The sequence below is a fragment of the Streptomyces sp. GbtcB6 genome (assembly GCF_019091475.1).
GTDB classification, from domain to species: domain Bacteria; phylum Actinomycetota; class Actinomycetes; order Streptomycetales; family Streptomycetaceae; genus Streptomyces; species Streptomyces hyaluromycini.
The window spans coordinates 20,231-36,970 of record NZ_JAGXJL010000010.1; the positions used below are offsets into that span (position 1 = coordinate 20,231).

Consider the following 16,740-nt stretch of genomic DNA (forward strand, 5'->3'; position numbering starts at 1 on the left):
GACCCAGGTCACAGGAACCGGCCTTCGTCGTACGGACAGGTACGAGGGCGTGGACACACATCTGCGAAGACGCATCCGCGCCGGAGACCACGACGCCTTCGCCGCCCTCTTCGACGCCTACGCGCGCTCGGTCTACAACCACGCCTTCCGGCTGACGGGACGGTGGACGACCGCCGAGGAGGTCGTCTCGCTGACGTTCCTGGAGGCCTGGCGGCTGCGCGCGAGCCTCGACGAGGACGGCGGCTCACCCCGCCCCTGGCTCCTGGGCATCGCCACCAACGTCACCCGAAACCAGCGCCGGACCGCCCGCAGACACGCGGCCGCGATGTCCCGGCTGCCCCGCGAGGAGCCGGTACGGGACTTCGCCGACGAGGTCGCCGGACGCATCGACGACGCGGCTCAACTGGCCCTCGTGCGTGCGGCACTGGCGCAGCTGCGCAGGCCCGAACGCGAGGTGCTGGCGCTGTGCGTGTGGGCGGGCCTGGACTACGCGGCGGCGGCCGAGGCCCTCGGCGTGCCCGTGGGCACGGTCCGCTCCCGCCTCTCCCGAGCCCGCACAAAACTCGCGAAACATATGGAACCCGCCCATTCGCACGGACAGATGAGAGGTGACCGCACCACCGCGGTCGGGCCCCTGAGGGAGGGACACCGATGAACCCGATGTCTGAGCAGGACCTTCCGCCGGCCCGTCACCGACTCCTCAAGGAGCATCTGATGACCGAGATCCGACGGGAAGAACGCCGGCTGTCCCGTGGCCGGCTGCGGCCCGCGCTGGTCGGCGCGGCCGTGGCGGCCGTCGCCGCGATCGCCGTCACCGTGGCCGTGCCGTCCGGAAGCACGTCGCAGCCGCACGCGTCCCAGGAGGCCACCGCCCTCCTCGGCCACATCGCGCTGGCCGCCGAGCACGAGAAGGCACCGGCCGGCATCCGCGACGACCAGTTCGTCTACCTCAAGAGCCGGACCGCCTTCACGGTCTCCGAGAACGGCGGACCCGCGAAGCTCCAGCCCGTCCACGACCGGGAGGTCTGGCAGTCGGTGGACGGCACCAGGAAAGGCCTGCTGGAGGAGAACACGCCGGACAACGAGCACGTCTCGCTCGGCACGAAGGGCAAGAAGGCCGGCGAACGGTCCACCTACTACCGGGACCTTGCCAAGCTGCCGACCGGCACCGAGGCGATGCACGACTGGCTGTACCGGGTCAGCGCCGACGAGGTCGACGCCGAACGCCCGGACGGGAACGACGCGGCGTTCATGCTCTTCGCCGATCTGATCCAGGAGTCCCTGATGCCGCCGGAGGTCGGCGCCGCGCTCTACCGGGCGGCGGCGACGATCCCGGGCGTCGACGTGGTCCACGACGCCAAGGACCTGACCGGCAGGGAGGGGATCGCGATCACCCGCACCACCGGCCAGGAGAAGGTCCAGCTGATCTTCGACCAGAAGACGTACGCGTTCCTCGGAGAGCGGGTGTACGACCTGCACGGTACGTCGATGGGCGGCACATCGATCATCACGCGGGCCGTGGTCGACAAGGCGGGGGAGCGTCCGTAGGGGGTGCGGATCCCGGGGGCCGGGGTCAGGCTGGTGTCATGGCCGGTTCCATAGAACAGGGCATCAGCCAGACCCACGGGAGAACGCACATCCTGCACTTCCTGGTACGACTGCCGAGGCCGACGGACCAGGTCTGGCCGAGCCTCTCCACCCCGGAGGGCCTGGCCGGCTGGTTCACCCCGGTCGACGTCCTGCAACCGAGACTGGACGGCACGGTCACCCTCGGTGACCTGGGCACGGGCCGGGTGACCGCCTGGGACGTCGACCGGATCGCGGAGTACACGGTGGAGGGCGGCGGCAGGATCCGCTTCCACCTGGAACGCGACGGGGAGACCGGCAGCACCCTGCGCTTCACCCACGAGTTCAAGGGCGAGGTGGAGACAGAGCCGGGCTGGCGCACCAGATTCGAGCGCCTGATCGACACCTTGGGATGAGCGCCCCTTTAGGGGCGCGGGGAACTGCGCGCTCAGCCCCCACTCACCCGCACCCGCCTACGACGGCGGCAGACACTCCCCACTGGGCGGCTTCCCCTCCGGCCAAGCAATACGAACGAACCGCGACCCACCCTCCGCCCGCAGCTCAACGATCGGCACCGCCTTGTCGTACGGGTTGCCGTGCGCGTCGAGGCAGATCCACCCGCTCGCCCCGTCCACCCGCAGCGACCCCTTCACCTGCGGCCACTGCAACCCCACGTCGGCCAGCGCCGGCACGGACTTCCCCTCCGGCACCGCTTCGCGAATGCCATGCACCGCGAGCCGCATCGCGTCGTAGGCGATGATCAGCTGCCCGTCCTCCAGGGCCACCGTTCCGATCGGCCCGACCGGTGCCTTCTCCGCGCTCTTCAGCAGCCCGGTCAGGGTCGCCATGTCCGCCGCCGAACCGCCCGTGGCCGGGCTGCCCCTGCCCCACGCGTCCGGATGGGCGAGGGCGGTGTAGCGGACGGAGAGGTTGTGCCCCAGGGCACTGCGGTCCAGCTTCTTCTCGCCGGTCAGGTACGACCCCTCGTCCCCGGTCAGCACCGTGAACTTCCGGTCCTGGCAACCCCGTCCGCCCAGCGCGTTGATGAACTGCCGCAGCTGGGTGTGGCGGCCGGCGAAGAGGATCGTGTCCGTCGTCCGCGAGGTGTCGCAGACCAGGTTGGTGATCTGCCGGAAGGTGTTCGCGGTCGTCCCCTCCTGGCTGCGGTCGGCCGGCGGCGTGAACGGCTGCGGCTCGTACGGCGAGCCCTTGATCAGCGCCGCGAACGACGTCTGGAGCGTCCGGGTGTACGGGTCGCCCGGCTTGTCGTAGACGAGCAGCGCCCGGCCCGCGCTCACCTTCGCGAAGGAGGCCAGGGCGCGGGCCTCGTCGGTGTTGGTGGGGGAGACCCGGGCCAGGCCGGGGTAGGGGTCCTTGCCGCCCTGCCCGTTGGCGAGGTCGTCGGCGGTGATCGACGACCCCACCACCGGAATGCCCAGCCGGGTCAGCTCCTTGACGGCCTTCTTGTTGTTGTCGGTGCTCTGCCCGACCCCGGCGACCGCCCGCAGCCGGTCCGTGCCGCCGGTCATGCCCGCCAGCCGCGTGACCATCCGCTGCCAGTACTGGCTGGTCGCACCGGGGTTGGCCAGTACCAGCCGGATCACCGGGGACTGGCCGTTGGAGTCGTGGTTGGCCTGGTACTGGGCCAGGTAGGCGCCCTGGAGCTCGTGCTCGATGTCGGCGAGGTTCGCCGTCGCCGTCGAGGTGTACGGCAGCATCACCGCGACCGTGACATAACTCCCGGGCTTCAGACGGGCGTTCTCGCGTGCGATGGCCTGCACGGTGTCCCGCAGCTGCGGATGCCCGAAGTCGAACGCGGTCGTCGCCACGCCCACGCACTCGTCGCTGCCCTCGGGCCGGGCCACCCCCGGCGCGCAGGACCGGTCGTCGTGGGTGAGCACGCGTACCCCGACGACCAGGCCGGCGATCACCGCGGCCGTGACCAGCAGGGCGAGATAGCGGCGCAGCGGAATCTCCCAGACGCCCTCACGCAACCACGTGCCCACGCCCCGCCCCGCCATCACGCCGCCCCACTCCGCTGTGCCATCACGCCACCCCGCTCCGCTCGTCGTCGCCCTCGTCGCTCTCGTCGTCGTCCTCCGGGTCCGCCGGCGGGCGTCCCGCCAGCGCGGCCGCCGGCCAGTCCCGGGAGGCCCGCCACAGCAGCGCGTTGCCGGCCGGCCGCAGGTTGGACAGCTGCTCCAGTTCGAATCGCAGCCGGTCGCCCACCTTCGGGTCGGGCAGCACCAGCGGATCCGTCAGCAGCCACACCGCGTGCAGCAACCGCCTTATCCGCAGGTGCAGTACGGCGTCCACGCCGTCCGGTACGCGCTGCTGCGCGTCCGTGCGGCCGAGCGCCACCGCCGCCCGCCGGTCGCCCTGGCCGGTGAAGTCGCGGCCCTCGGCGTCATGGGCGTGGAAGTAGGGCGCGGAGGCGATGAACCGCAGGGTGTGCAGCCAGCTGCGGGTGTCCAGGACCGGGAAGCCGTCGCGCAGGTGGGCGACCGCCGGTCCGCTCTGTCCCAGGGCCAGTTGGTGGTGCAGCCGGAAGCGGGCCTGCCCGTCCGGCCGGTCCTCGGTGTAGTACGCGATCAGCGTCTCGTGGGCGGTGCGCCAGCCGCTGTGGTCGGCGTCCCGCAGGTGCAGCCGGAGCAGCAGCAGGGTCCGTACGAAGGGGTCCCCGACGAACTGGCCGGGCACGGCGGGCAGCCCCTCCCGGGCGAGCCGGTTCTGCAGGGCGCGTACGTCGGCCGGGCCGAAGTCGTCCGGGAGCAGCGCGGCGGCCAGGGCGCACGCCGAGTCGTGGTCGTGGGCGGCGGCCAGGACGGTCAGCTCGTCGAGGCGGTCGGCGGGCACGAGCCGGTCGAGGAGCAGCAGGTAGGCGGGGGTGGCGGGACCGTCCTCGACCGGCTGTACGTCGGCGGTGAGCAGGCCGCCCAGCGATCCGGCCCGCTCCGGGTGCTGGGCCGCGGCCTCGGCGAGCAGGGCGATGCCCAGCGGGTTGCCGCCGGTCAGCCGGTGGACGGCGTGCGGGAGCTGGGGTGCGGCCGGGGCGGCGACCAGGTGCAGGGTGTCGTCGGGGGTCAGTGGCGGGAGCGCGACCAGCAGGGCCCGTGAGGAGGGTACGGCCGGGTCCGGCGTCCACTCGCTGCGCCGGGCGACCCCGGCCGGCTCCCGCCGTACTCCGCCGCGCAGCAGCTCCCGGCCGTCGCCGCGCAGTCCGGCGACGAAGGCCACCTGGTCGGCGACGCCCTCGGCGCGGTCCCTGAGCACCGCCTCCACCAGGCCGGGCCCCGGCCCGGTCTGCACGTTGTCGGCCAGCACCAGCGGCCGGCCGAGCCGCTGCATCCGCGGCAGCACCCCCGCGTACGCCTCGGTCAGGTCGGCGAGCAGGGCCCGGACCAGGTACCGCTCGGCGTGCTCGCGGGAGGTGCCGCCCGCGCGGAAGTGGCCCGACAGCAGGATCAGGCCGCGCTGGGCGTGCCCGCCCGCGTTGGGATACGTGCGGTACCAGATGGACGCCTTCTGGTGCCGGCGGCTGCTGAAGCCCTCGGCGATCGACTCCAGGGTGGCCTCGATGGCGCCGGAGACCAGCGGTCCGGTGCCGGTCGCGGCGGCGACGACCTTCGCCGCCACCTTCCCGGCCCACCGCCCCGCGAACCCGCTGATCCACGAACCGCTCTCGTTCAGCAGCAGGATCCGCTCCACCTCGCGCCGGATCCGCTCCGAGTCCGCGTCGCCCCAGCCGCCGGCGGCCACCGCGACCAGGCCCGACATCAGCCGCGGGAAGGTGATCCGCCCGGCGCCGGTGACCGGTTCGGCGAGCTGCTCGGCGACGACCAGCAGCGCCTGCGCGACCGGCGACCAGGACGCGGCGGGCCGCTCCGGCGGCGGGGCCGCGAACTGCTCGTCCGCACAGTCGACGAGCGCGACCGGGGTGTGCCCCTTGTAGGCGTCCCGCAACTCGGCGAGCACCGCACTCTTGCCGAGCCCCCGGGCCCCGGTCAGCACGACGAACGGCAGCTCACCGGGGTGTTCGAGGGGGAGGGCACGATGCTGGTACGGCCGTAACCCGACGAGCCTCGGGACGAGCCCGGCCGGCTCGACGTCGAACAGCGCTCCACGCCCGTGCAACCGTCTGTGCAAGGCAGTCCCCCCTCAACGCAAGTGTAGGAAGGGGGAGTTGCTTCGGGCCAGATCGCGTGATGACTGTTGGGTTACGAATCCTGACTCTGTGAGATCAGCCGACGGTGATGGAGTCCAGCTTCTCCCGGAGGTAGACGTGCGAGTCGACCGGCGGGTACGCCACCCGGCCGACCGGTGCCGGGACGGACTCGACGGCGGTGCCCGGGGTGCACTCGCCGAAGTAGACGAGCGACATCAGCTCCTCGGCGGGCGCGTCCGTGGGCGGCGGCAGCACCCGGTGCCGCCCCGACCGCCACCGGTCGCCGGTCCAACGGGCCATCAGGTCACCGATGTTGATGGTGAACGCGGCCGGGTCGAAGGGCGCGTCCTCCCAGCCGCCCTCGTCCGTGTACACCTGCAGCCCGCCCTTGCCGGCCTGCCGGTCCAGGATGGTCACCGTCCCGAAGTCGGTGTGCGGCCCGATCCGGAACTGCCCCGGCGCGGGCTCGCCGAGCACCTCGGTCCCCGGATACCAGTTGATGTTGAAGCCGTACGTCGGATGGTCCATGTGCCGGGAAAAGAAGTCCCGTTCGAGCCCGAGCGCGTACCCGAGCAGGGACAACAGCTCCTTCTCCAGCTCGGCCATCCGGTCCAGGTACTCCTCGCAGAGCGTCCGCAGTTCCGGTACCTCCGCCGGCCACACGTTGGGCGCGTACCACTCGGCGTTGACCACCGGGTCCTCGAACGGCTCGTGGGTCGCGAAGGTCAGCGACTCCTTCAGGTCGGGCGGGGTCTCGGTGCCCTCCGAGTAGCCGTTGGCCTCCGCGCCGGGCCCCAGCCAGCCGCGCCCGCCGACCTTCACCTCGTACGCCTGCTTCACGTCGGCGGGCAGCGCGAAGAACCGGCGTGCGGCCTCCCGGACCCCGTTGCGCAGCTCCGCGTCGACCCCGTGCCCGGTGACGAGCAGGAAACCGGCGGTCTGCAGGGCACGGTCGACGGTCCGGGCGATCTCCCGCCGGTCGTCCTCGTCCCCGTCGAGCCAGGGGCGCAGGTCGACGGTGGGGATACGGGGGCTGCTGCTCGTGTCATTCACCGATGTCCTCGTTCCACAGGGCGGGGTTGTCGTTGATGAAGTCGCGCATCAGGGCGGTGCACTCCGGGTCGTCCAGCAGGACGATCCGCACGCCGTGCTCGGCGAGCCAGTCGTGGCCGCCGTGGAAGGTGGCCGCCTCGCCGATCACGACCCGGGAGATGCCGAACTGGCGGACCAGGCCGGAGCAGTACCAGCACGGTGACAGGGTGGTCACCATGGTGGTGCCGCGGTACGTGCGCTGGCGGCCCGCCGCGCGGAAGGCGGCGGTCTCCGCGTGCATGGAGGGGTCGTCGTCCTGTACGCGCCGGTTGTGGCCGCGGCCGAGCAGTGCGCCGTCGGCGCCGTAGAGCGCGGCGCCGATCGGGATGCCCCCCTCGGCGAGCCCGGCGCGGGCCTCGGCGACGGCGGCGGCGAGCCAGGAACGGGCCTGTGCCGGGTCCAGAGGGTCCAGGGTGTCCAGCGGATCCATGGGCTGCATGACTTCACTCTCCTGTGGCCGAAACACGAGGGCAACGTGCGGAAAGTACCCTCCGGGCAACCCCCGGCCGGACGAAATGTCAGCGGCCGTGCCCGTCCCCTGGAGGCCGCCGTGCCCGCACTCACCCTCCGCGAAGTCCTGGCCCTCGACCCCGTGCGGGCGGCCCGCCCCGAACTGCTCGCCGGGGAGGGCGCGTTGGACCGCCCGGTGCGCTGGGTGCATTCCAGCGAGGTCTACGAGGGCGCCAACTTCCTCGACGGCGGCGAACTGCTCCTCACCAACGGCTTCGGGCTGACCGACGCCGGCGACGAGGTCCGCCGCCGCTATGTGCGGGAGCTGGCGGCGCGCGGTGCGGCCGGTCTCGCGGTGGAGGTGGGGCGGGCCCTGCCCAGCATGCCGCCCGAGGTGACCGACGAGGCCTGCCGCCTCGACCTGCCGCTGCTCGCCCTGCACCGGGTGGTGCCCTTCGTCCGGATCGCCGAGGCCGCCAACCGGGCGATCGTGGCCCGCGGGCTGTCCGGCCGCCGTACGCTCGTCCGGCCCTGGGGCGACGACCACGCGGCGGCGCTCCTCGCCGACCTGGCCGACGCGCAGGCCCTCAACCAGCCCGAGGTGGAGGCCCGGGCCGCCCTCGCCGGGTTCCACCCCGGGCCCGGCGCCCGGCTCCTCGGCGTCTCGCTGCACGGCAGCCGGGGCGTGGGCGCGGTGGACCGGGCGGTACGGGTGCTGGGCGGGGCCGGGGTGCTGCGGGCCGCGTTCCCGGGGGACGTGCTGGCGCTGCTCGCGGTGCCGGCCGCGGTCGCCGGCGATCCCGTGCGGGCCGTGCAGGAGGCGTTCCGGGGTGCCGCCGAGGCGGGGGCGACGGTCGCCGTCGGCCATGCGGTCGGCCCCGGCGGCTGGCTGCACTGGAGCGAGACGCTGCGGGCGGCCCGGACCACCCTCGAACTCGCGCTGACCGTGCCGCCCGCCGAACCGGCGCTGCCCGAGGGCCCGTCGGTGACCTCGGCCCGTGCCCTCGCCCTGGAGCGGGAGCTGACCCGGGGCGGTGTCGCCGCCAACCGCGACCGCCTCGCCGTCCTCGTCCAGCACACCCTCGGCCCGCTGCTGGCCTGGGAGGCGGCCCACGCCAGCGACCTGGTCCGCACCCTGGAGGTGCACCTGCGGCACGGCTGCTCCCCGACCCGCACGGCCGCCCTCCTGCACATCGGCCGCCAGTCCCTCTACCAGCGCCTGGAACGCATCGAGTCCCTCCTCGGCCTGGAGATCGACGACCCGGACCTGCTGGGCGAACTCCTCACGGCGACCTGCGCGCACCGGGTGGTGCGGGGGACGGGGGCGGTTCGGCAGCGCCCTGAAGGGGCGCGAGGAACTGCGCGACCAGCCACGACGGCGCAGCAGTCGACCGACGGCATATCGCGGCACTTCCAGCGGAGCGCCTAGGCGCGGGTCCGTGCCCGGTCGCGGAACCAGGCGGCCGTTCCCACCAGCAGTGCCACGGCCAGCCCGTACAGCGGCAGCCACAGGGTGGTCGTGGCCGCGAGGCACTCGGCGACGGCCTTGCGGGCCTGGGTCTGCTGGGCGAACGCCAGGGCGGCGCTGTCGGCGCCGGCCAGGTCTCCCAGGGCGGCCTTCACCTGGAGGGCCTGGTACCGGCCCGTCAGTTCGCAGTCGTCGCGGGTGCCGGGCATCGGGAACAGCCAGGCCTGCCGCTGCAGCAGGGGCGCGAGCGCGATCGCCGCGCACAGGCCGACGACCAGCGCGTACGCGACCAGGCCGCGCAGGTAGGGCGAGCGGAGGTCCGGCGTCCAGGCCGCCCGGCGCTGGAAGGCGGCCAGCACCGCGAGCAGCGTCACCCCGATGAAGGTGGCGAACCACTGCCATGAGCCCTGGGCCAGGGCGAACGTCAGCACCGCGGCGAGCCCGATGCCGATGACCCCGGGGGCGGGAAGGGCGTCGCCTGCCGTGACGGAGGCCGGCCTCGGGGCCACTCGGGGGCGGGGATCGGTCACGGGCCTCTCCTGCGAGGGGGAGACAGCGGGGTAGACCTCAGCATCCGCCGCGGGGTGACGCGGCCCCGGGCACCATGCCGTACCGGCCCGCCGCCTCGCCCGGACGGCCCGCACCTGGTCGGCGGCGGCAGCGCGTGCGCGTACGGCGGGCCGCACGCAGGCTGGGAGCCTGGGCGAGGGATCAGCGGTGAGGGTGATGATCGTAACGGTGGTGTCGGTGCCGGACGGGGGCGTGACGCGGGTCTCCGTGCAGGAGGCGCGTCGGCGGCTCGCCACGGATCCGTTCCTGCTCCTCGGTGTCGAACTGCCCGAGGAGGAGGTACCGGCGGAGGAGCCGGTGGTCCGGCAGCTCGGGCTGGACGACGAGGACCTGGAGTGGTTCGCCCGGCCGGACGGATCCCCGCGGGCCGAGTTCCTGGGCGACACCGCCGGGTTCGTCGTGCCGGTGGCCCGTGGCGGCCAGGTCCACCATGTGCACGCCCTGGCCTCCGAACGCTTTCTGGTGGTCGTCCACTGGGGCCGCCGGGCCGGCCTGGCGGGGGACATCACGGCACTGGTGCGGCGGGAGCGGCCGCGCGACGCGGTGGCCGCGCTGTTCCTGCTGCTTCAGGAGGCGCTCTCGACGTTCCGCCGGGCCTCGGTGGAGGCGCTGCTCCAGGTGGAGGAGCTGGAGGACGACATGTTCGAGGAGCGACGCCCCGAGCAGATCTACCGGCTGTCCCAGCTGCGCCGCCACTCCGCCGTCCTGCACCATGCGCTGCTGCCCTACCTCCAGGGGGTCGACGAGGTGATCACCCGCAGGATGATGAGCCCTGACTTCCCGGTGGAGCGGCAGCGGCTCGCTCAGGAGTTCCAGCGGGCGGCGCGCCTGGTCCTCGCGGACATCGAGTCCCTCCAGGACGCCACCCGCCGGGCCTTCGCCAGTTACGGCTCCCTGGTCGCGGGCGAACAGAACGGGGTGATCAACCGGCTGGCCATCGTGTCGGTGATCTTCCTGCCGCTGTCGTTCCTGACCGGCTTCTTCGGCATGAACTTCGAGTTCCTGACGAACCGGCTGGAGACCAGGGACGAGTTCTGGCTGCTCGCCGTGGGCCTCCAGCTGGTCGCCGTGGTCGGCTCGCTGTTCCTGCTGCACCGCAGCCGTATCTGGCGGCGGCTGCGGGACGACGACTAGGCGCGCCGCTGGGTGGGGCCGCTTTGGGCAGTCGGTTGGCTGCGGCTTTCGTTGTGGCTGGTCGCGCAGTTCCCCGCGCCCCTATCGGGCGCGCTTGCGCAGGGCCGCGTACAGCGCCGCGCTCAGCGCGAAGCCGACCAGGGGGGTGATGTCGCCGAAGGACGGCCAGTGCTTCGGGACGTATCCCACGTAGTCCTCCTGGTTGGAGAAGAGCGGGACGGAGACCGCTACGCCGATCAGCAGGGCGGCGAGGCCGGGCCAGTTGGTGAAGGAGCGGTCGGCCAGGCGGGCCGACAGTTCCTCGTCCGTCGCCGTACGGCGCTGGAGCCACCGCTCGACCAGGACGACCCCCAGCCAGGGCGCCACCCAGTACGCGATGACCAGCAGGAACGCCTCGTAGGCCGCGCCCGCGTCGTCCAGCGAGGCCCAGGCGGCCGCCGTGCCGGCGATGCCCGACACCACGACCAGGGCGCTGCGGCTCAGCCAGGTGGGGAGCTTCAGGCCGAAGGAGGCGATGGAGATCGCGCCGGAGTACACGTTGAGGGCGTTCGCCGAGACACCGCCGAGCATGATGGCGAGCAGGACGAGGTCACCGAGCCAGCCGGGGAGGTGGCCGGTGAAGGCGGCCGTCGGGGTGGCGTCCTTCGGGGCGATGATGGTGGCCGAGGCCGCGCCGATGACGGCGACGATCGAGACCGACACGAACAGGCCGACGGCCGGCCACAGGACCGTCTTCGCCTTGTTCGCGGTGCGCGGCAGATAGCGGGAGTAGTCGGTGGCGTACGGGTTCCAGCCGGCCGCGTAGCCCCAGGCCGCGCTGAAGGCGAGCAGGAAGCCGCCGACGCCGCCGCCCGAGCCGCCCCCGCCGAGGTCCGCGTCCTTGAAGGTCCACACCCCGGCCAGCAGGAAGACCACCGCGAGCGCCGGGAACGCGTACTTCTCGAAGGTGTGCACGAAGTTGTGGCCGATGAAGCCGATCAGGATCTCGGCGACCACGACGAGGAGAAGGGAGGGCAGGGGCCGCAGGCCGGTCAGCGTGTTCAGGGCGAAGGCCGCGCTCACGCTGTTCACCGCGAACCAGCCGACGCCCGCGAGCAGGCCGTTGGCGGCGGAGGGCAGGATGTTGCCGAGGAAGCCGAAGGAGAAGCGGCCGATCACCATCTGCGGGACGCCGAACCGCGGCCCGTCCAGCGACAGCACGCCCTGGGTGACCGCGCCGATCGCGGTGCCAAGGAGGATCGCGGCGGTCGCCGACCAGAAGTCCAGGCCGAAGAAGAGAACCGCGATCACGCCGATGTAGACGGTCGCGAACTCGATGTTGGGGGAGGCCCACGTCCAGAGCAACTGGAGCGGGCTGCCGTGGCGTTCGGCGTCGGGGATGGGTTCCGAGCCCGCCGTCTCCACGGCGATGACCCGGTCGCCGTACTCGGGCGCGATGCTGGTGGTGGAACCGGCGGGAGCAGTCGTCATACGAGGTAAGTGTCGGGATCGCTCCCGGTGCGGCCCAGGGGCGCACTGTCCGCTTCGGGCGGCTCACCGGCGTACAACCTGCACGCATGCGAGGACTTCCGGAGGCTCGGTGCCTTCGGAAGTTCCTCGGACGATACCTGCGGACCGGCCTGGGCCAGCCGCTCTTGCAGGAGTTGCCGATCGCCGGTTCAGCAGACCGATGACGTTGATGGTGTTGCCACAGACGTTGATCGGGATGTTGATCGGGGCCCGGACCACGTTGCCCGACAGCAGACCCGGGCTGTCGACTGCGACACCGTGGGCTTCGGCGCCGTTGTCGGCGTACGCGGCGGTGGTGCCGGCGAGGGATCGGATGCGCGTGACGGCCTCCAAGGTGTCGGAATGTCAGAACCCGTCCATCACAACCGCCTGCAACCGGGCCCGCATCTGCTGCTGGGCCGATCGGCGCAACCGGCCCCGGAACGGGGGCCGGACGCCGGTGCGCGCGTTACGCGGCGAGGCGGTCCGCCAGCTCCTTCGCCTTGACTGCCGCGTCCTGGAGGGCGCGGTCGCGGGAGGCCTCGTAGAGCGGCACGAGCTCGGCCATCGCCGGGTTCTGCGGGGCCATGGTCAGCTCCGGCACGATGAAGTCGACGTCCAGGCCGAGACCTTCGGCGAGGAGCGCGGTCAGGTAGTTCTGGACGTACTCGAACGGCTCCCGCGGGGTACCCGGCGCGTACGAGCCGCCGCGGCTGGCCACCACGGTGACCGGGGTGCCCTTGGCGGAGGGGTTCTCGCCCATCGTGCGGTTGAACAGGACCACGTTGTCCAGCCACGCCTTGAGCGTCGACGGGATCGTGAAGTTGTACATCGGGGCGCCTATCAGCACCGCGTCCGCCTGCTCCAGCTCCTCGATCAGCCGCACCCGGGCCGCGAAGGCGTCCGCCTGCTCGGGGGTGTGCGTGGCGGGGTCGGCGAAACCGGCGGTGTGGGCGGCCGCGGTGAGGTGCGGTACCGGGTCCGCCGCCAGGTCGCGGTAGATCACGGTGCCGTCGGGGTGCTGCGCCAGCCAGGCCGTGCGGAAGGCGTCGGTGACGGCACGGGAGGAGGAGGCCTCGCCGGGGAGGAGGGACGAGTCGATGTGGAGAAGGGTGGCCATGAGATGTCTCCGGATACACGGGCCCAGGGCAGAGCCGAGGGGGCTGAGAATTCGTACTCAGCTATAGATAACACAGGTGCTTACTTTTTTTCAGCCCCCTCCCGTGGTGGGGCTGTACCCTGATGCCATGGCGGTGGAGCAGGCCCATGACCCGGAAGCGTGCAAAGGTGTCGATGCCGGTATCACGCGCGTCTTCCAAGTGCTCGGCAAGCGCTGGAACGGCCCGATCCTGTCCGTCCTGATGGATCAGCCCACGCACTTCGCCAACCTGCGCCGCGCCATCCCCGGCATCAGCGAACGCATGCTCTCCGACCGGCTCGCCGAACTCGGCGCGGCGGGACTCGTGGTGCGCGAGGTCGACGAGGGACCGCCGCTGCGGGTGTCGTACCGGCTGACGGCGGCGGGGGCGGCGCTGGAGCCCTCGCTGAAGACGCTCGGGGAGTGGGCGCGGGACCACTTGCCGGAATCGGCCTGCTGAGCGCTTCGCCCGGTGGGGCGGCGACGGGCCGCCGGTCGTCTGCGGCGCCGTTGTGGCCGGTCAGTTGGGGAGCCGGGCCAGGATCCACTCGGCGAGTTCCCCGGTCATCAGGGCGTGCGGCTCGTTCTTCGAGGAGAGCAGGAAGTCGTCGACGTCGGACTCCTCCGGAGGGAGGTCGCCGATGTCGGCGTACAGGTCGTCCTGCTGGTCCAGGTCGCGGATGGCGACCGCGCTGACGGACGGCACGAAGCACACGCTCCGGTGTGCGATGTCGGTGTTCTCGCCGGCCGCCGCGAGCGTGTCGGCGAGGAGGCCGAAGGACTCCAGCGTGCCGCCCGGCGCGCCGTCGAGTTCGGGGAAGCCGCTCGTGGTGATCGAGTGCGGTCCGCCGAGTACGCCGTTCAGCACGGCGATCTCCGTCTTCTGGCCCTTCGCCTGGGCGAGGAAACGGGTGCCGTCGAAGAGCGGCCCGGCGCAGCTGAGCGTCTTCGCGCCGGCGCGGACGCCGTTGCCCGTCCCGTTGCCGCGTCCGCTGGACACCGCGAGCAGACGCGGGATGCGGGGCCAGTGGCCGACCCGATCGAGCTCCCTCTTGAACTCGGTCCGCAGCGGGCTCTCCTTGGGCGTGCCGTTCACGCCGTCCAGGTGACGCCAGAGCATCTGCTGTGCGGCGGGGCTGCTGATCTGCCGCAGGCAGGTGTCGTCGTGCGGGGCGAGGTAGTGCGCGAAGGCCTGGAGTCCGATGGGCAGCCAGGCACCCCGGTGCGGGCTGTCGAACGACAGGTGGACGCCGACCCGGTGGTCCATGCGCTGCAGCTCCATCCTGGCCAGCGCGTAGCGAGTGACCAGGCCGCCCATGCTGAACCCGCCGACGAGCAGCCGGGCGTTGCCCAGTTGCTCCGCGATGGTCCGGAAGACGGCGGCGATCACCGTCTCGGCGTTCCGGAGGATCGACTCGCTGCGTTCGTCGAACCCGACGAGGACCAACGTGCGCCCCCGGCGCCGCAGTTCGCTGACGAACGGGAACCGGCCGTTCTCCAGCCCGTTCCAGAGCCGGTCGTGGTCGGTCGGTCCGAGGTCGAACCCGTCGGCGAGGACGACCGGCCGGACCACCCCCTTCCCTCCCTCCCCGTAGTACACCCGGGCGCTGCCGCCCGGCAGTTGCCACACCTCGTCGGCCGAGGGCGCCTGTGCGGCCGGCCGCGCACCCGCCGGGGTCACGAGTCCGATGGACCCGGCGGCCTTCTTCGCCTTCTCGACCTTGCTGTCTGCCACAGTCGTCCCTTTCCGCACTGCCGGAAGCGGTTCCGGGGAGATCTTCGGCATATGAACCCGGCATTAGGCGCTTACGTCATGTTTTCACCAACACGTGTTAAATGGTGCGATTTTTGTCCCGGTGGCGTCCTGAAGGGCAGACCGGAGGGCAACTTGCCGTACAGGGACGGGAATCGGTCATTCGTCGCGCGTCCCGGTCCTATGCTGACCGCGTCTTGGGAGCAAGCGGCACGGGAGGGATCGTGGCAGCTCTGGAGCCGGGCGATCCGCGCTCCGTCGGGGAGTACCAGCTGCTGAGGCGGCTCGGCGCGGGCGGGATGGGCCGGGTGTACCTCGGGCGCTCGCCGGGCGGCCGGGCCGTCGCCGTGAAGGTCGTGCACGCCGAACTGGTCGCGGGGCAGCCGGAGTTCCGGTCCCGTTTCCGCCGTGAGCTGGAGGCCGCGCGCAAGGTCAGCGGCGCGTTCACGGCCCCGGTCGTGGACGCCGATCCGGACGCCGAGCTGCCGTGGCTGGTCACCAGCTACATCGCCGGGCCCTCGTTGCAGGAGGCGGTGGCCGAACAGGGGCCGCTGCCCGCCGCGAACGTGCTCGCGCTCGCCGCGGGGCTGGCCGAGGCGCTCACCTCCGTCCACGCGGCGCAGCTGGTGCACCGGGATCTCAAGCCGTCGAACGTGCTGCTCGCCGAGGACGGGCCGCGGGTCATCGACTTCGGCATCGCCCGCAGCGTCGAGTCGGCCACCATCACGCGGGCCGGGCTCATGGTCGGCTCGCCCGGTTTCATGTCGCCGGAACAGATCGCGGGCGGGGAGGTGACCGGCGCGAGCGACGTGTTCGCGTTCGGCGCGGTCCTCACGTACGCGGCCACCGGCGGCAACCCCTTCGGTGACGGGCCGACCCCCGCGCTGCTCTACCGGGTCGTGCACGACGAACCCGACATCGGCGCCGTCACCGACCCGGCCCTCGCCGCCCTCATCGCCCACTGCCTGGCGAAGGACCCCGCCCACCGGCCCACCCCGCGCGAGATCCTGACCCGGATCGCCCCCGCCGCGGACACCACCGCCCTCCTCGCACGACCGGCGGCGGACCCCCGAACCGGCCTCGCCCCCACGGACCGCGCGCCCGCGCCCGCCGCCACCCGCCCGGTCACCCTTCTCGCCCCGGCACCGTCGGCACCGCCGGTTCCGTCAGGCGGCGTGCGCCGCCGCACGCTGCTCGTCTCCGGGGGAGCCCTCGCGGTCGCCGCGCTCGCGGCCGTACCGGTCGCGCACCTCGTCAACCGGGGCGGCGGCAAGAAGTCCCCGCAGCGCTCCGGCGGTTCCGTCTCCGTCCCCTCGCCGCTCGACGCCTGGCCGTTGGACGAGACCTCGGGCGCGGTCGCCGCCGACGACACCGGCCGGTACGACGGCACGGCCACCGCGGTCGGCTGGGGGCGGGGCAAGGACGGGGCCGCGCTGTTCGACGGCGGCACCAGCCAGATCATGACCGCGGGGCCGGTGCTCCGGACCGCCGAGGGCCGCAGCTTCACCGTCTCGGCGTGGGTGGCCCTGAGCAAGGTGCCGTCGTCCTTCGCGACCGCCGTCAGCCAGGACGCCGTCGACGTCAGCGGCTTCTACCTCCAGTACTCGGCCGCCGAGAACCGCTGGGCCTTCGCCCGCCCCGGCCTGCGCGCCCTGTCGTTCACCGTTCCGAAGCCGGACGTCTGGACGCACCTGGTCGGCGTCTACGAGGGACTCCGCAACCAGCTTCTCCTGTATGTCGACGGCGTTCAGGAGGCCGGTATCAACGACAGCAACCCCGTCGCCGCCGACGGCCCCCTGGTGATCGGCCGCGCCACCACCGGCGGCGTCCCCACCGACTGGTTCCCCGGCTCGATCAAGCAGGTCCAGGTGTTCCAGCGGGCGCTGACGGCGGCTCAGGTCAAGGCGCTGCTGTAG

At 72.5% G+C, this 16,740-nt stretch carries 16 protein-coding genes; 7 read left to right on the plus strand and 9 right to left on the minus strand.

Features of this window, described 5'->3' with window-relative positions:
• The first annotated feature begins 49 nt into the window (after positions 1–49).
• From KVT45_RS18370 to KVT45_RS18380, 3 genes are read left to right on the plus strand one after another with little or no spacing between them, the layout of a single operon-like run.
• Complete coding sequence (locus KVT45_RS18370) at positions 50–655, plus strand: RNA polymerase sigma factor (protein ID WP_217548786.1); 606 nt, start codon at positions 50–52, stop codon at positions 653–655.
• Between the two features lie 5 nt (positions 656–660).
• Positions 661–1,548: a CU044_5270 family protein gene (locus KVT45_RS18375; protein WP_302832535.1), complete on the plus strand. Its 888-nt coding sequence runs from the start codon at positions 661–663 to the stop codon at positions 1,546–1,548.
• A gap of 38 nt (positions 1,549–1,586) precedes the next feature.
• Positions 1,587–1,982, plus strand: a complete 396-nt coding sequence (locus KVT45_RS18380; protein WP_217548790.1) for an SRPBCC family protein — start codon at positions 1,587–1,589, stop codon at positions 1,980–1,982.
• A 57-nt stretch (positions 1,983–2,039) separates the two neighbouring features.
• Here the strand turns inward: KVT45_RS18380 and KVT45_RS18385 are convergent, their stop codons facing one another.
• From KVT45_RS18385 to KVT45_RS18400, 4 genes are all read right to left on the minus strand, one after another.
• Entirely contained in the window at positions 2,040–3,587 is a 1,548-nt protein-coding gene (locus KVT45_RS18385; protein WP_217548792.1) for a hypothetical protein, read from the minus strand.
• A 25-nt stretch (positions 3,588–3,612) separates the two neighbouring features.
• The gene (locus tag KVT45_RS18390) at positions 3,613–5,712 is read right to left on the minus strand and encodes a hypothetical protein (protein WP_217548794.1); all 2,100 of its coding nucleotides are present in this window, start codon (positions 5,710–5,712) and stop codon (positions 3,613–3,615) included.
• 94 nt (positions 5,713–5,806) lie between these two features.
• On the minus strand, positions 5,807–6,784 hold the full coding sequence (locus KVT45_RS18395; protein WP_217548796.1) for an isopenicillin N synthase family oxygenase: 978 nt from the start codon (positions 6,782–6,784) through the stop codon (positions 5,807–5,809).
• Positions 6,777–7,262 carry a nucleoside deaminase gene (locus KVT45_RS18400; protein ID WP_217548798.1) on the minus strand — a complete coding sequence of 162 codons (486 nt, stop codon included), beginning with the start codon at positions 7,260–7,262 and terminating at the stop codon, positions 6,777–6,779. Before KVT45_RS18400 ends, KVT45_RS18395 begins: the two co-directional genes overlap by 8 nt.
• A 111-nt stretch (positions 7,263–7,373) precedes the next feature.
• Here KVT45_RS18400 and KVT45_RS18405 point away from each other — a divergent pair, with 111 nt between their 5' ends.
• A complete protein-coding gene (locus tag KVT45_RS18405; RefSeq protein ID WP_217548800.1) occupies positions 7,374–8,702 on the plus strand; it encodes a PucR family transcriptional regulator in 1,329 nt (442 codons plus the stop codon).
• Here the strand turns inward: KVT45_RS18405 and KVT45_RS18410 are convergent.
• On the minus strand, positions 8,699–9,271 hold the full coding sequence (locus KVT45_RS18410; RefSeq protein WP_254646992.1) for a hypothetical protein: 573 nt from the start codon (positions 9,269–9,271) through the stop codon (positions 8,699–8,701). The genes KVT45_RS18405 and KVT45_RS18410 overlap by 4 nt on opposite strands.
• 196 nt (positions 9,272–9,467) lie before the next feature.
• On the opposite strand from KVT45_RS18410, the gene KVT45_RS18415 reads away from it, so the two are divergent.
• Positions 9,468–10,445 carry a CorA family divalent cation transporter gene (locus tag KVT45_RS18415; RefSeq protein ID WP_254646993.1) on the plus strand — a complete coding sequence of 326 codons (978 nt, stop codon included), beginning with the start codon at positions 9,468–9,470 and terminating at the stop codon, positions 10,443–10,445.
• 81 nt (positions 10,446–10,526) lie between these two features.
• On the opposite strand, the gene KVT45_RS18420 is transcribed toward KVT45_RS18415, so the two are convergent.
• From KVT45_RS18420 to KVT45_RS18430, 3 genes are all read right to left on the minus strand, one after another.
• Entirely contained in the window at positions 10,527–11,915 is a 1,389-nt protein-coding gene (locus KVT45_RS18420; protein ID WP_217548802.1) for a cytosine permease, read from the minus strand.
• Positions 11,916–11,978: 63 nt separating this feature from the next.
• Positions 11,979–12,287 carry a chaplin gene (locus tag KVT45_RS18425; RefSeq protein ID WP_217548804.1) on the minus strand — a complete coding sequence of 103 codons (309 nt, stop codon included), beginning with the start codon at positions 12,285–12,287 and terminating at the stop codon, positions 11,979–11,981.
• 115 nt (positions 12,288–12,402) lie between these two features.
• Entirely contained in the window at positions 12,403–13,053 is a 651-nt protein-coding gene (locus tag KVT45_RS18430) for an FMN-dependent NADH-azoreductase (protein ID WP_217548806.1), read from the minus strand.
• A gap of 127 nt (positions 13,054–13,180) precedes the next feature.
• Here KVT45_RS18430 and KVT45_RS18435 point away from each other — a divergent pair, with 127 nt between their 5' ends.
• On the plus strand, positions 13,181–13,531 hold the full coding sequence (locus tag KVT45_RS18435) for a helix-turn-helix domain-containing protein (protein ID WP_217548808.1): 351 nt from the start codon (positions 13,181–13,183) through the stop codon (positions 13,529–13,531).
• A gap of 60 nt (positions 13,532–13,591) precedes the next feature.
• Here the strand turns inward: KVT45_RS18435 and KVT45_RS18440 are convergent, their stop codons facing one another.
• Positions 13,592–14,806 carry a triacylglycerol lipase gene (locus tag KVT45_RS18440; protein WP_217548810.1) on the minus strand — a complete coding sequence of 405 codons (1,215 nt, stop codon included), beginning with the start codon at positions 14,804–14,806 and terminating at the stop codon, positions 13,592–13,594.
• Positions 14,807–15,048: 242 nt separating this feature from the next.
• On the opposite strand from KVT45_RS18440, the gene KVT45_RS18445 reads away from it, so the two are divergent.
• Positions 15,049–16,740 (plus strand): protein kinase, encoded by a 1,692-nt coding sequence (locus KVT45_RS18445; RefSeq protein WP_217548812.1) that lies wholly within the window; start codon positions 15,049–15,051, stop codon positions 16,738–16,740.